14 protein-coding genes and 1 rRNA gene are annotated in these 14062 nt (G+C 43.6%); all 15 read left to right on the top strand.

Annotated elements, in window-relative coordinates; translation table 11 throughout:
- The first annotated feature begins 59 nt into the window (after nucleotides 1-59).
- Nucleotides 60-797, top strand: a complete 738-nt coding sequence (locus C509_RS0119075) for a VWA domain-containing protein (protein WP_026319972.1) — start codon at nucleotides 60-62, stop codon at nucleotides 795-797.
- Entirely contained in the window at nucleotides 766-1707 is a 942-nt protein-coding gene (locus tag C509_RS0119070; protein ID WP_018708531.1) for a serine/threonine protein kinase, read from the top strand. The genes C509_RS0119075 and C509_RS0119070 overlap by 32 nt, the downstream gene beginning before the upstream one ends.
- Before the next feature lie 145 nt (nucleotides 1708-1852).
- On the top strand, nucleotides 1853-3214 hold the full coding sequence (tilS, locus tag C509_RS0119065; RefSeq protein WP_211214296.1) for a tRNA lysidine(34) synthetase TilS: 1362 nt from the start codon (nucleotides 1853-1855) through the stop codon (nucleotides 3212-3214).
- The gene (gene hpt / locus C509_RS0119060) at nucleotides 3211-3759 is read left to right on the top strand and encodes a hypoxanthine phosphoribosyltransferase (protein WP_018708529.1); all 549 of its coding nucleotides are present in this window, start codon (nucleotides 3211-3213) and stop codon (nucleotides 3757-3759) included. Before tilS ends, hpt begins: the two co-directional genes overlap by 4 nt.
- Before the next feature lie 99 nt (nucleotides 3760-3858).
- The gene (ftsH, locus tag C509_RS0119055) at nucleotides 3859-5877 is read left to right on the top strand and encodes an ATP-dependent zinc metalloprotease FtsH (RefSeq protein ID WP_018708528.1); all 2019 of its coding nucleotides are present in this window, start codon (nucleotides 3859-3861) and stop codon (nucleotides 5875-5877) included.
- 105 nt (nucleotides 5878-5982) lie between these two features.
- Nucleotides 5983-6747: a type III pantothenate kinase gene (locus C509_RS0119050; protein ID WP_018708527.1), complete on the top strand. Its 765-nt coding sequence runs from the start codon at nucleotides 5983-5985 to the stop codon at nucleotides 6745-6747.
- 19 nt (nucleotides 6748-6766) lie between these two features.
- Nucleotides 6767-7651, top strand: coding sequence for an Hsp33 family molecular chaperone HslO (gene hslO, locus C509_RS0119045; RefSeq protein WP_018708526.1), 885 nt, complete (start codon nucleotides 6767-6769; stop codon nucleotides 7649-7651).
- Nucleotides 7652-7777: 126 nt separating this feature from the next.
- Nucleotides 7778-8704, top strand: coding sequence for a cysteine synthase A (gene cysK / locus C509_RS0119040; protein WP_018708525.1), 927 nt, complete (start codon nucleotides 7778-7780; stop codon nucleotides 8702-8704).
- A gap of 270 nt (nucleotides 8705-8974) precedes the next feature.
- Nucleotides 8975-9802 carry a dihydropteroate synthase gene (gene folP / locus C509_RS0119035; RefSeq protein WP_018708524.1) on the top strand — a complete coding sequence of 276 codons (828 nt, stop codon included), beginning with the start codon at nucleotides 8975-8977 and terminating at the stop codon, nucleotides 9800-9802.
- Nucleotides 9795-10160 carry a dihydroneopterin aldolase gene (gene folB, locus C509_RS0119030; RefSeq protein ID WP_018708523.1) on the top strand — a complete coding sequence of 122 codons (366 nt, stop codon included), beginning with the start codon at nucleotides 9795-9797 and terminating at the stop codon, nucleotides 10158-10160. Before folP ends, folB begins: the two co-directional genes overlap by 8 nt.
- The gene (folK, locus tag C509_RS0119025) at nucleotides 10153-10680 is read left to right on the top strand and encodes a 2-amino-4-hydroxy-6-hydroxymethyldihydropteridine diphosphokinase (protein WP_018708522.1); all 528 of its coding nucleotides are present in this window, start codon (nucleotides 10153-10155) and stop codon (nucleotides 10678-10680) included. Before folB ends, folK begins: the two co-directional genes overlap by 8 nt.
- Nucleotides 10632-10850 carry a helix-turn-helix domain-containing protein gene (locus C509_RS0119020; RefSeq protein ID WP_018708521.1) on the top strand — a complete coding sequence of 73 codons (219 nt, stop codon included), beginning with the start codon at nucleotides 10632-10634 and terminating at the stop codon, nucleotides 10848-10850. Before folK ends, C509_RS0119020 begins: the two co-directional genes overlap by 49 nt.
- A 27-nt stretch (nucleotides 10851-10877) precedes the next feature.
- Nucleotides 10878-11870 (top strand): tRNA dihydrouridine synthase DusB, encoded by a 993-nt coding sequence (dusB, locus tag C509_RS0119015; RefSeq protein ID WP_018708520.1) that lies wholly within the window; start codon nucleotides 10878-10880, stop codon nucleotides 11868-11870.
- Between the two features lie 121 nt (nucleotides 11871-11991).
- A complete protein-coding gene (gene lysS, locus C509_RS0119010) occupies nucleotides 11992-13479 on the top strand; it encodes a lysine--tRNA ligase (RefSeq protein ID WP_018708519.1) in 1488 nt (495 codons plus the stop codon).
- 386 nt (nucleotides 13480-13865) lie between these two features.
- A 16S ribosomal RNA gene (locus C509_RS0119005) occupies nucleotides 13866-14062 on the top strand; the annotation flags it as partial.

Below are 14062 nucleotides of genomic sequence, written 5' to 3'. Positions count from 1 at the left end.
GCGAGGCTGATAGCATGTCAAACGGCCGAAGGCCACGAACGGAAACGGAGGGAATGCAATTGAAAAAAGGCACATTAAAACAAATTCTATTAATTACTGACGGCTGCTCAAATAAGGGGGAAGACCCGATAGCCATGGCATCGCTTGCACAAGAAAACGGCATTACCGTCAATGTGATCGGTGTGTTGGAAAATGATGCGATAGATGAAAAAGGAATGGCAGAGATTGAAGGTATTGCAATGGCCGGCGGGGGCATCAGTCAAGTTGTTTATGCGCAAGCATTGTCTGAAACAGTTCAGATGGTTACAAGGAAAGCGATGACGCAGACACTGCAAGGAGTAGTAAATCGGGAGCTGCGGCAAATTTTGGGCAGCAATACATCCCTTGAAGAACTCCCCCCTGATCAAAGGGGTGAAGTGATGGAAGTGGTCGATGAACTTGGAGAAACATCCGATTTGGAAGTTTTGGTTCTTATTGATACAAGCGCCAGCATGAAATTCAAGCTTCCAACCGTGAAAGATGCATTACTTGATCTGTCCCTGAGTTTAAACGCACGTTCAGGTAACAATTCTTTTTCCGTGTATGTTTTCCCGGGAAAACGGGATGAGGTGGAGAGATTGCTGGACTGGACACCCCAGCTGGACAAGCTGACTAGTGTGTTTCCAAAACTGGCTGCAGGCGGGGTTACACCTACGGGGCCGGCACTTCGCAAAGCTGTTGCTTCTTTCAAAAAAAACCGCTCTTTAAGGGGGCTTCTCCTGCGAGATGAAGATCAATTCCTGGACGAAACAATGTAATTTTCCGCCGGGGACTCTTGTAGATGGCAAATGGCATAGACAACGTTATACAATCATTAGACAGCTTGGAAGTGGAGCAAACGGAGTCGTATACCTTGCGAAAGGAAAAGATGTGTACGTCGCTTTAAAAATGAGTGAAGATAGTATGTCCATTATATCGGAGGTCAATGTGCTCAAAGCTTTTTCAAAGGTCCAGGGGCCAGTCCTTGGACCTTCTTTGTTGGATGTTGATGACTGGGATAAAGGGGGACAAAAGACAATCCCCTTTTATGTAATGGAATATATTGAAGGGCCTGGTCTGCTCACTTTTGTCCGTGAAAAAGGCCGCCATTGGGCAGGTATATTAATCGTACAGCTGTTGGATATATTAGAACAGATGCATAGGCAAGGCTGGATTTTTGGCGATTTGAAACCTGAAAATCTGATCGTATCCAATCCTCGCACACGAATTCGCTGCATCGATGTAGGGGGAACAACAAAAAAGGGGCGCTCAATCAAAGAATTCACGGAGTTTTTCGACAGAGGTTACTGGGGTCTGGGATCCAGGAAGGCGGAGCCGTCTTATGATATTTTTTCAACTGCAATGCTGATGATTAATGTTTATTATCCTGCTAGGTTTACCAGAAAAGGGAACGGATTGGATCAATTGAAAAAAATGATTAAAAAAGAACCGGAGCTTTTCCGTTTAGAGACGGTTTTACTTAAGGCGCTTGAAGGGAAATACCGGAGCGCCGGAGAAATGAAAAACGAGCTTCTCGTTAAACTCTCCTTCAGGAACTCCAGATCCCAAAAGCATTCAATGAAAAATCAGCATACCCAAGCCAAAAAAGGGTCGCGGCAAGAGACAGCGGGCGTCCTTCTTGTTACATCTTTTTTGTATGGCCTGTACATATATTTATTTTTATTGTAGAAGGGAAGTTCCGTGAGGTTCTATTGTAAAAATGGTAAACTAATGGATATGAATAACTGTTTTTATTTATGAGAGTAAGGGAATAGATGACCAGATGCTGGACTTTGAGAGAAAGACATTGAGCTTCATTAAAAGACATAGACTTTTGAACCGCGGAGATTTAGTATTGGCTGCTGTGTCTGGTGGACCGGATTCCATGGCCATGCTTGATTTTTTGGTAAAAAGACAAGGGTTTTTCGGTATCCGTCTGGCAACAGTCCACGTAGATCACATGCTTCGGGGCAAAGAGTCTGTCCAAGATCTCGAATATGTAAGGGCGTACTGTGAGCAGAATGAATTGGAGTTGAAGGCAGCTTCCATTGATATTAAACAAAAAATGAAGTTGGAAAATAAAGGGATGCAAGAGACGGCGAGGGAGTATCGTTACCGGTTTTTTCAGAAGGTCATGGATGAATTAGGTGCTGATAAGCTCGTTGTTGGGCAGCATGCGGATGATCAAATTGAAACCATTCTCATGCGGCTGACGAGAGGAAGCAGCGGCAAGTCACGTGCCGGAATCCAGCCATCCCGGCCATTTGGGTACGGCACATTGATCCGGCCGCTTCTTGGGGTGACGAAAGAGGAAATTGAGGAATACTGTGCTTTTCACCAATTAAAACCTAGAATCGATCCCAGCAATAATAAGGCGACCTACACAAGGAACCGTTTCCGTTTGCATGTATTGCCAGTCCTTAAACGCGAAAACCAACAAGTTCATGAACATTTTCAGCGATTCAGCGAAGATTTACTGGAAGATGAGACTTATTTGGAAGCGTTGGCGGAACAGGAAATCCAAGCGGTAACCAAATTTGAAAATGGAAAAATCCTGCTGGATATCCCTTCTTTTTTACAAATGCCTTTGCCTTTACAAAGAAGGGGTATTCATCTAATATTAAGCTATCTTTATAAGAAAAATGTAACCCATGTAACCGCATGGCATGCTGGATTGATCTGGAAGCTGCTGAAAGGGGAAAAACCTTCAGGCAAGCTGGATCTCCCCCTTGGATTACACGTCATTCGCTCCTATTCTCATTGCGTTTTTACGTTTGAAGAAACAGAACGTACGATAGGCTATGAGTATGAACTGAGCGCCGGTAAGGAAATTACCCTTCCGGACGGAGGGACTGTCCGTATGGTGAAGGATTCGGACATTTTGGCAGTCGGTGATGAAGACTTTATTGTATTGAATGAAAAGGATATTAAGCTGCCGATTATTGTACGGACCCGGAGGCCGGGGGACCGGATCAAAGTCAAAGGAATGAATGGAACAAAGAAATTAAAAGATCTGTTCATTGATGAAAAAATCCCTAGATTCCAGCGGGAAAGTTGGCCAGTCATAACGGACCAGCAAAATCAGATACTATGGGTTCCCAGATTGAAAAAATCTTTATATGACGCAGGACCTCAATGCCATGGACATCGATATATATTGTATTACAGAACCTCTGGGGGGCAACAAAGCCAATGAAAAATGACATTGAAAGAGTATTGATTACCGAAAAGGAAATTGAACAGAAAATCCGAGAGCTCGGTGCTCAGCTCACGGAAGAATACGACGGCCGTTTTCCTCTCGCCATCGGCGTTTTAAAAGGGGCCATGCCATTTATGGCAGACCTTTTAAAAAGGGTCGATACTTATCTGGAAATGGATTTCATGGATGTTTCTAGTTACGGCTTGTCAACAACGTCTTCCGGGGAAGTCAAAATCTTAAAAGATTTGAATACACCTGTAGAAGGAAGGGACCTCTTAATTATTGAAGATATCATTGACAGTGGAGTCACGTTGAGCTATCTTGTGGATCTATTCCGTTATAGAAAAGCCAAATCAATTAAAATTGTGACGTTGCTTGATAAGCCGGAAGGAAGAAAAGCAGATCTTAAAGCTGACTATGTAGGCTTTGTTGTTCCGAACGCTTTTGTTGTCGGTTACGGACTTGATTACGCTGAAAAGTATCGGAACCTTCCTTATATAGGGGTTTTGAAACCAGAGGTATATGGCAATAATGATAACTAGTGAACGATAGCCAAAAATTGCAATGGAGATTTGTTGTAAAGTCCGAAATGACTATGATACTATTGAATATAGTTTTTTGACCGCGGGAGGAGGCTAGGGATGAACCGGATCTTTAGAAACACAGTCTTTTATTTACTTATTTTTCTCGTTCTCATCGGAATTGTAAGCTGGTTTAACAATACCAATGAAACGACAAAAAATATATCGTATAAAGAGTTTGTCACTCACTTGGAAAAAGGGGATATCAAAGAATTTTCTATACAGCCTGAAAGAGGCGTTTATGAGGTAATCGGCCAAATGAAGGGTGCCAAAGAAGGCGAGCAGTTCATGACGTATGTTATGAACAACCCTGAAATGCTTGACCGGATTGATGCTGCTTCATCTAAGGTGGAGGTCATGCCGGCAAAAGAAACAAGTGGCTGGGTATCCTTCTTCACAACCATCATTCCGTTTATCATCATCTTTATATTGTTCTTCTTCTTGCTCAATCAGGCACAAGGTGGCGGAAGCCGCGTTATGAACTTTGGAAAGAGCAAGGCAAAGCTTTATAGCGAAGAGAAGAAAAAAGTCCGCTTTAAAGACGTAGCGGGTGCTGATGAAGAGAAGCAGGAATTGGTGGAAGTTGTAGACTTTTTGAAAGATCCCAGGAAATTCTCTGAATTGGGAGCACGGATACCGAAAGGGATTTTGCTTGTCGGACCTCCGGGAACAGGTAAGACTTTACTTGCCAGAGCAGTTGCCGGGGAAGCGGGCGTCCCATTTTTCTCTATAAGTGGTTCCGATTTCGTTGAAATGTTTGTAGGTGTCGGTGCATCAAGGGTTCGCGATTTATTCGAAAATGCGAAAAAGAATGCGCCTTGTATGATCTTCATTGATGAAATTGATGCTGTCGGTCGCCAGCGTGGAGCTGGTCTCGGCGGTGGACATGACGAGCGGGAGCAGACGTTGAACCAATTGCTCGTTGAAATGGACGGATTCGGTGAAAATGAAGGAATCATCATCATCGCAGCTACAAACCGTCCGGACATCCTTGACCCTGCGTTATTGCGCCCAGGACGTTTCGACCGTCAAATTACGGTAGATCGCCCTGACGTAAATGGAAGGGAAGCAGTCCTCAGGGTTCATGCGAGAAACAAACCGCTTGATGGTTCGGTAGATCTCAAAGCGATTGCTATGAGAACACCGGGCTTTTCAGGAGCCGACTTGGAAAACCTATTGAACGAAGCTGCGCTGATTGCAGCCCGCCGTAATAAAAAGACGATCGATATGGCGGATGTCGATGAGGCGACGGACAGGGTGATAGCGGGACCTGCCAAGAAAAGCAGGGTCATTTCCGAAAAAGAAAGAAACATTGTTGCCTATCATGAAGGCGGACATACTGTTATCGGATTGGTTCTTGATGAAGCGGATGTTGTCCACAAAGTGACGATTGTTCCAAGGGGGCAGGCTGGCGGATACGCCGTCATGCTTCCTAAAGAAGACCGCTACTTTATGACTAAGCCGGAGCTGCTTGATAAAATTACTGGCTTGCTCGGCGGTCGTGTCGCTGAAGAAATTACCTTCGGAGAAGTTTCTACAGGTGCACACAATGACTTCCAGCGGGCAACAAACATTGCCCGTAAGATGGTGACTGAATACGGAATGAGTGATAAACTCGGCCCTCTTCAATTTGGTCAGTCGCAAGGCGGCCAAGTATTCCTTGGGAGAGATTTGCATAATGAACAGAACTATTCAGATGCTATCGCTTTTGAAATAGACCAGGAAATCCAGCGCATCATCAAGGAATGTTATGCACGTGCCAAAGAAATTTTGACAAAGCATCGTGACAAGCTGGAATTGATTGCTCAAACACTCTTGAAGGTGGAAACTTTGGATGCCGAACAGATCAGAAGCCTGTTCGATACGGGGAAATTGCCGGAGCGCTCCGTTCCAACATCTTTGGATTTGAATGAAGAAGGTGGCGAAGAGCCGAAAGTAACGCTTCAGCCCAAGGAGGAACAAAGCGATCCATTAGCCATTGATGAAAAACGTCCGGAAGATCCAATGGGTCCTCCTGAAAAATTGGGGCCGACAAAAACGTCTGATCCAAAAGATGCTGACCCTGATAATAAAGAATAGACTATTCGAAGACACTGATAGATATCGGTGTCTTTTTTCTTTTAGGCCGAATGTCTTTAGTGGTATGATGTGTGAAGAAAAAGTCTTGAAAAGTTGGTGAGAAGGTTGATTTTTGTTTTGGATGTGGGAAATACAAATACGGTCCTCGGTGTTTATGACAATGACTATTTAAAATATCACTGGCGGATAGAAACGAACCGGCATAAAACCGAAGATGAATATGGCATGATGATCAAATCTCTATTTGAGCATGTGGGGATTCGCTTTGAGCATATTAACGGAATCATTATATCTTCAGTCGTTCCCCCGATCATGTTTACATTGGAAAAAATGTGTAAAAAGTATTTTAAAGTGAAACCTTTGATTGTAGGGCCTGGAATCAAGACAGGATTGAATATAAAGTATGAAAACCCCCGCGAAGTGGGGGCGGACCGGATCGTAAATGCAGTGGCAGGAATTCAAGAGTACGGCAGCCCGCTGATCATCGTGGATTTTGGGACTGCAACCACTTTTTGTTACATTAATGAAAAAGCTGAATATACGGGCGGTGTCATTGCCCCTGGTATTGGGATTTCGACAGAAGCATTGTACTCCAAAGCCGCCAAGCTTCCTCGTATTGAAATCACCCATGTGGACGAAATCATCGGTAAAAACACAGTGGCGGCTATGCAGGCGGGAATTTTATTTGGTTTTGTCGGACAAGTTGAGGGAATTGTCAACAGGATATTTGAGAAGAGTAAAAAGAAACCGACCGTTATTGCAACCGGCGGATTGGCTAATCTAATTTCATCAGAAACAGAAATGATTGATATTGTTGACCATGACCTAACATTAAAAGGACTGCATTTAATTTATAAAAGAAATATTTAAAATGAAGAGGTGTACTGTGATGAGTGATTATTTGGTTAAAGCTTTGGCCTTTGAAAAACAAGTCCGCGCATATGCGGTCGACAGCACTGAGACGGTCGGGGAAGCGCAGCGGAGACATCAAACTTGGCCGACGGCGTCAGCGGCTATAGGCAGGACGATGACAGCGGGTGTGATGATGGGCGCTATGTTAAAGGGTGAGGAAAAGCTGACCGTAAAGGTTGAAGGAGACGGTCCAATTGGAGCGATTATTGCCGATGGAGATGCGAAAGGGCATGTACGCGGCTATGTATCCAACCCGCAGGTCCATTTTGATTTGAATGAAAAAGGCAAACTTGATGTACGGCGGGCAGTTGGAACTAACGGTACATTGACTGTTGTGAAAGATATCGGTCTGAGGGAAAACTTTTCCGGACAGGTACCGATTGTCTCTGGGGAATTGGGTGAGGATTTCACCTATTATTTTGCTGTATCTGAACAGACTCCTTCCTCCGTCGGTGTCGGTGTGCTTGTAAATCCTGATAACTCGATTCTTGCAGCAGGAGGCTTTATCATCCAATTGATGCCGGGAACAGATGAAGAGACGATAAGCAAAATTGAGGAGAGCATCAACAAGACTCCGCCTATTTCACAAATGATCAGGGACGGACTGACACCGGAAGAAATACTCAATCAACTGCTCGGTGAAGAAAATATCCGGATTGTTGAAAAAATGCCGATAGAATTCAGGTGTACCTGCTCCAAAGAGCGGTTTGGCCGAGCCATTATGAGCCTGGGAAAAGCTGAAATCCAAGATATGATTACAGAGGACGGTAAGGCTGATACTCAATGTCATTTCTGCAATGCAGAATATCATTTTACAAAGGAAGAACTTGAAGAGATATTGGAAGAGTCAAAAATGGCATAGGTTCTTTTTACTAATAAATTTTTAAAAATCACTACCTTTAAGACATATTCACGTTGACAGGGGGCCTGCAACGTGGTAATTTTAAATAAACCAATATAATTACTCGGAATTAGAGGTGGAGGAAAAATGTCACGAATTGCAAACTCAATTACGGATTTAATTGGAAATACCCCCATTGTGAAGTTGAACCGGATAGTTGATGAGGACAGTGCCGATGTTTATTTAAAGCTTGAGTACATGAACCCTGGAAGCAGCGTAAAAGACCGTATTGCCTTGGCCATGATCGAAGCTGCCGAAAAAGAAGGGAAATTGAAAGAGGGAGACACGCTTATAGAGCCGACAAGTGGAAACACGGGTATCGGCCTTGCAATGGTTGCTGCGGCAAAGGGGTACCGTGCGGTTCTAGTCATGCCTGATACGATGAGTATGGAAAGGCGTAATCTCTTACGTGCCTATGGGGCGGAATTAGTGCTGACACCCGGAGCAGAAGGGATGAACGGCGCAATTAAAAAAGCAAATGAACTGGCTGAAAAACATGGCTATTTCTTGCCTCAACAATTTGAAAACAGTGCGAATCCAAAAATCCACCATGAAACAACAGGAAAAGAGATTGTAGAGCAAATGGGCGGCCAGCTCGATGCCTTTGTATCCGGAATCGGTACGGGAGGAACCATCACTGGTGCCGGTGAGGTCTTAAAAGAAAAATATCCTGATATCAAAATTTATGCCGTTGAACCTAAGGATTCTCCAGTATTGTCCGGAGGAAAACCTGGCCCTCATAAAATTCAGGGCATTGGAGCAGGGTTTGTTCCAAAGGTTCTAAATACAGATGTTTACGATGACATCATTACGGTATCCAATGAAGATGCATTTGAAACAGCCAGAAAAGCAGCGAAAGCAGAAGGTGTACTTGGCGGTATTTCTTCCGGTGCTGCGATTTCAGCAGCACTCTCTGTTGCAAAAAAACTCGGAAAAGGAAAAAAAGTTTTAGCGGTCATCCCAAGCAATGGTGAGCGCTACCTAAGCACACCATTATATCAATTTGAAGATTAAAAGAATTGGTTGTATAAACTGAAGTCCTTCATAAAGAGATAGCGGAAAAACGGCGATGAACTGCCGCCTTAATCGGCCACATTTTGTGGCTTGGCAGGCTCCAGAGCGCGACCATACTGTCCATCATGGGGCATTAGCAAATAAGGGCAGCTTTCCCGAAGCTTGAAGATCAAAGGCAAGTCCAAATAAGGGCTTGTCTTTTATTGTTCATTTACCTGTTAAAGAGTTACACTTATAAGACGATGAAATGAAAGAAGTGGGTGAGTGTTAATGATCATTCATTGTGGACAGTACAAACTTGATTGCAATCAAAAAACGCTAATTATGGGTATTTTGAATGTTACTCCTGATTCCTTTTCGGACGGTGGGCGTTTTAATGTCTTAAACAGAGCTATTGAACATGCCAAGGTAATGGTAAAAGAGGGCGCCGATATCATTGATATTGGCGGTGAATCAACACGGCCTGGTCATGAACCGGTATCTGCCGAGAAAGAGATCGACAGAGTGGTCCCTGTGATTACAGCCGTTGCGAACGCTGTGAGTGCACCGATTTCCATCGATACATACAAAGCGAAAACAGCCGAGGCAGCAATCATAGCAGGTGCTCATATCATCAACGATATATGGGGAGCGAAGAAAGATCCTGAAATAGCCACTGTGGCGGCTGAGCGAGATGTCCCGATTGTTTTGATGCACAACAGGGATAATCGTGATTACACAGACTTTATCCGCGATATACTGAACGATTTATATGAGAGTATTTCTATCGCCAAAAAGGCGGGAGTTCCTGATGACAACATCATACTGGATCCTGGTATTGGATTTGCCAAGGATTACCAAGAAAATCTTATCATGATGAGAAACCTGGATAAACTTGCCGGTCTTGGATATCCGGTACTGCTTGGAACGTCCCGGAAGCGGATGATAGGTACTGCTCTTGATCTTCCTGTGGAAGAACGTATGGAAGGAACGGGTGCGACGGTATGCTACGGAATCCAGCAGGGGTGTCATATCATGCGTGTCCATGATGTCAAAGAAGTCAGCCGCATGGCGGCGATGATGGACATTCTGATGGAAAAGGGGGAGCAAAATGGATAAAATTCACTTAAATGAAATGGAATTTTACGGAAACCATGGCGTTTTTCCGGAAGAAGCTGCGCTTGGCCAACGTTTTCGGGTAAATGTGGTAATGGAAACGGATCTGCAGGACGCGGGGCGCTCTGATGATTTGAAAAAAACGATCAACTATGCGGAAGTTTATACGCTGTGTAAAGAAATCGTTGAACAGAAAAGATTCGATCTTATTGAAGCGGTGGCTGAAAATATAGCAGCTGACATATTGGACCGGTTCGATTCCGTCGCGTGTGTTCATGTTAAAGTGATCAAACCCAATCCCCCGATTAAAGGTATTTATGATTCAGTTGCCGTTGAGATAATGAGGGGCCGACATGATTAACATCGCTTATTTATCTCTTGGATCCAACATTGGAGACCGGGAAAGATGGCTGAAACAAGCAATAATGGAATTGGAAAGAACAGACGGTCTCCAGATAGAAAAAGTCTCGTCTATTTATGAAACAGACCCTGTCGGTTTTACAGAACAGGATGCATTTTTAAATATGGCTGTAAAAGTAAAAACATCACTCTCTGCCCATGAACTTTTAATACGATGCCTTCAGATTGAAAAGCAGCTGGGGAGAGTGAGGGAATTCAGATGGGGTCCCAGAAAAATCGACCTTGACATTTTATTGTATAATAACGAAAATATTGAGATGGAGGACTTGCAAATTCCTCATCCTCGAATGACTGAACGTGCATTTGTTCTTGTTCCGTTGTTGGAGATTGATGGAAAAGTGAGACATCCACAACAAAATGTTTCTTTAGTTGAAGTATTAAGCGGTATACCTGATAAAGAAGGTGTTCGGTTATGGAAACAGATAAATGGGGAAGGCGGATCCGTGCTTTTCGAAAGCTAAAGGGCCGTACCCAAGAACGTCTGGCAAAAGAAATTGGAATATCCATTTCTGTTTTAGGAGAAATTGAGCGAGGGAGCCGTCTTCCCTCAGAAAAAATACTCAATCAAATTTCCGATGTGCTTGCAGTTCCTGTCGAGGAATTGATCCCGCCGGATGAGTTGAATAAATAAATCAAATTGGAAGGAGGAGAGGTTCGTATGCTGAAAATTGGCGATATCGAAATGAAGAACCAGGTTGTCCTAGCCCCGATGGCCGGTATTTGCAACTCCGCATTCCGTTTGACTGTTAAGGAATTTGGTGCGGGGCTCGTATGTGCAGAAATGATCAGCGGTAAAGGGATCGTTTATAAGAACGCGAAAACAATGAACTTGCTTTATATCGATGAACGTGAAAAGCCGCTGTCATTGCAAATTTTTGGTGGAGAGAAAGAAACCCTTGTGGAAGCAGCCAAATTTGTCGATCAAAACACCAATGCCGATATTATTGACATCAACATGGGCTGTCCGGTAAACAAGATTATCCGTTGTGAAGCGGGCGCCAGGTGGCTGCTGGAGCCGGAAAAAATCTATGACATGGTTTCTGCAGTAGTCGACGCTGTAAACAAGCCCGTCACTGTGAAAATGCGTATCGGTTGGGATGATGAGCATATTTTTGCTGTTGAAAATGCTCAGGCTGTAGAACGGGCCGGAGGCGCCGCAGTAGCGATGCATGGTCGGACACGCGTTCAAATGTATGAGGGACATGCCAATTGGGATATTATACGTGAAGTGAAACAGTCCCTGAACATTCCATTAATAGGGAACGGAGATATCGAAACTCCGCAGGACGCCAAGCGGATGCTGGATGAAACAGGTGTAGACGGAGTAATGATTGGACGCGCTGCGTTGGGCAACCCTTGGATGATCTACCAGACAGTTAAATATTTGGAAACTGGAGAACTTACAGGCGAGCCGACTGTAAGAGAAAAGATGGATGTCTGCAAGCTGCATTTAGACCGCCTTATTGCTTTAAAAGGTGAAAATATAGCAGTTCGTGAGATGCGTAAACACGCTGCATGGTATTTGAAAGGCATTTGTGGAAGTGGAAAAATCAGGAATGCCATTAATGAATGCATGACAAGGGAAGAAGTAGTCGGATTACTTGACCATCTCGTTGAAGAAACAGAGTTCAGTGAAAGAAAAGCGGGATAAACAAGAGATACTTCGCTGCCATTAGCTGGCAGTTTTTTTTATAGAAAGATGCCTAGTTCTTTAATTTTAGGTACAATATGAAAATAAGGAATGGCTTTATTATGAGATTGGAGTGGAAAAAATGAGTCATGAAGAGTTGAATGATCAACTTCAGGTAAGGCGCGACAAAATGATATCTTTACGGGAAAGCGGGATTGATCCGTTCGGGAAACGCTTCGAACGTACCGAATTGACAAAAGATATTAAAAATAAATATGAAGCGAAAGCAAAAGAAGAGCTCGAGGAGATGAACCAATCCGTAACGATTGCCGGACGGATCATGACAAAACGTGGAAAAGGAAAGGCCGGTTTTGCCCATATTCAGGATTTGACGGGCCAAATTCAAATATATGTTCGCCAAGACGCGGTAGGCGAAGAACAATACGATATTTTTAAAACAGTCGACCTTGGGGATATTGTCGGTTTGTCAGGGACGATTTTCAAAACAAAAGTAGGCGAATTGTCTATAAAAGCAAATGAATTTACGTTGCTAACGAAGGCCTTGCGCCCGCTTCCGGAAAAATTCCATGGATTGAAAGACGTAGAGCAGCGCTATCGTCAGCGCTATCTCGACCTAATTACAAATGAAGACAGCAGGGAAACTTTCATAGCACGGAGCAAAATTATCCAATCCATGCGCCGTTACTTGGATGGACAAGGTTTCCTGGAAGTGGAAACTCCGATGCTTCATGCTATAGCAGGTGGTGCGGCCGCTCGTCCGTTCATTACCCATCATAATGCGTTGGATACTCAATTTTATATGAGAATTGCAATTGAACTGCACCTTAAACGGTTGATTGTCGGCGGACTTGAAAAAGTATATGAAATCGGCCGGGTATTCAGAAATGAAGGAGTATCGACCCGGCATAACCCTGAGTTTACAATGATGGAACTTTATGAAGCGTACGCGGACTTCAACGATATTATGGATCTTACAGAAAACATGATTGCTTTCATTTCGAAAGAAGTATTAGGTACGACTTCTGTTAAATACGGTGAGTATGAAGTAAACTTGGAGCCGAAATGGCGCCGACTACACATGGTGGATGCAGTTAAAGAACATACGGGAGTCGACTTTTGGAAAGAGATGTCCGATGAGGAAGCGATTCAGCTTGCCAAAGAGCATAATATCGAAATAACAGATCATATGACATATGGTCATATCGTTAACGAATTTTTTGAGCAGGTCGTTGAAGAAAAACTCATTCAGCCTACTTTCATTTATGGACATCCGGTGGAGATTTCTCCACTAGCGAAAAAGAATGATGACGACCCAAGATTTACAGATCGGTTCGAACTATTTATTGTTGGCCGAGAACATGCAAATGCATTTACTGAATTGAATGATCCGATCGACCAACGGGAAAGATTTGAAGCCCAGTTGGAAGAAAGAGCTCAAGGGAATGACGAAGCACATGACATGGATGAAGATTTTATCGAAGCGCTGGAATACGGAATGCCACCAACCGGAGGGTTGGGAATCGGAATCGACCGTCTTGTTATGTTACTGACAAACTCCCCTTCCATAAGGGACGTGCTTCTTTTCCCTCTAATGAGAAAAAGGGATTAATCTATGGAACCCTGCCGTTTTGGCAAGGGTTCTTTTTAATTGAGGAAAGGATGAATAAAATATAAAAAAACTATTGCACGTAAAATAAAAAGGTGTTATATTAAATATCGTTGCTCGTGAGAGAGCAACAGAGCAATAAAAAAGTTTTAAAAAAGTGTTGACTTTATGTTGGTCAACATGTTATATTAAGAAAGTCGCCTCAAACGAGATTTAAAAACCACTTCAAAAAGTTGTTGACAAGATCTTATGAGTGTGATAAAATAGAAAAGCTGCTCGAGAGAGCAACTTCAAGTTTGATCTTTGAAAACTGAACGAAACGAAACGTCAATAATTTTGATTAAAACAATGGATAATATCCATTGCCAGCTTTTGAGCTGACAAACTTCTTATACGAGAGTTTGATCCTGGCTCAGGACGAACGCTGGCGGCGTGCCTAATACATGCAAGTCGAGCGGATGAAAGAGAGCTTGCTCTCTGGATTCAGCGGCGGACGGGTGAGTAACACGTGGGCAACCTGCCTGTAAGACTGGGATAACTCCGGGAAACCGGGGCTAATACCGGATAACTTCTTTTCCCGCATGGG

This window comes from Siminovitchia fordii DSM 16014 = CIP 108821 (assembly GCF_000374565.1).
Lineage (GTDB): Bacteria > Bacillota > Bacilli > Bacillales > Bacillaceae_C > Siminovitchia > Siminovitchia fordii.
This window is presented reverse-complemented; position numbering and strand designations above follow the sequence as displayed.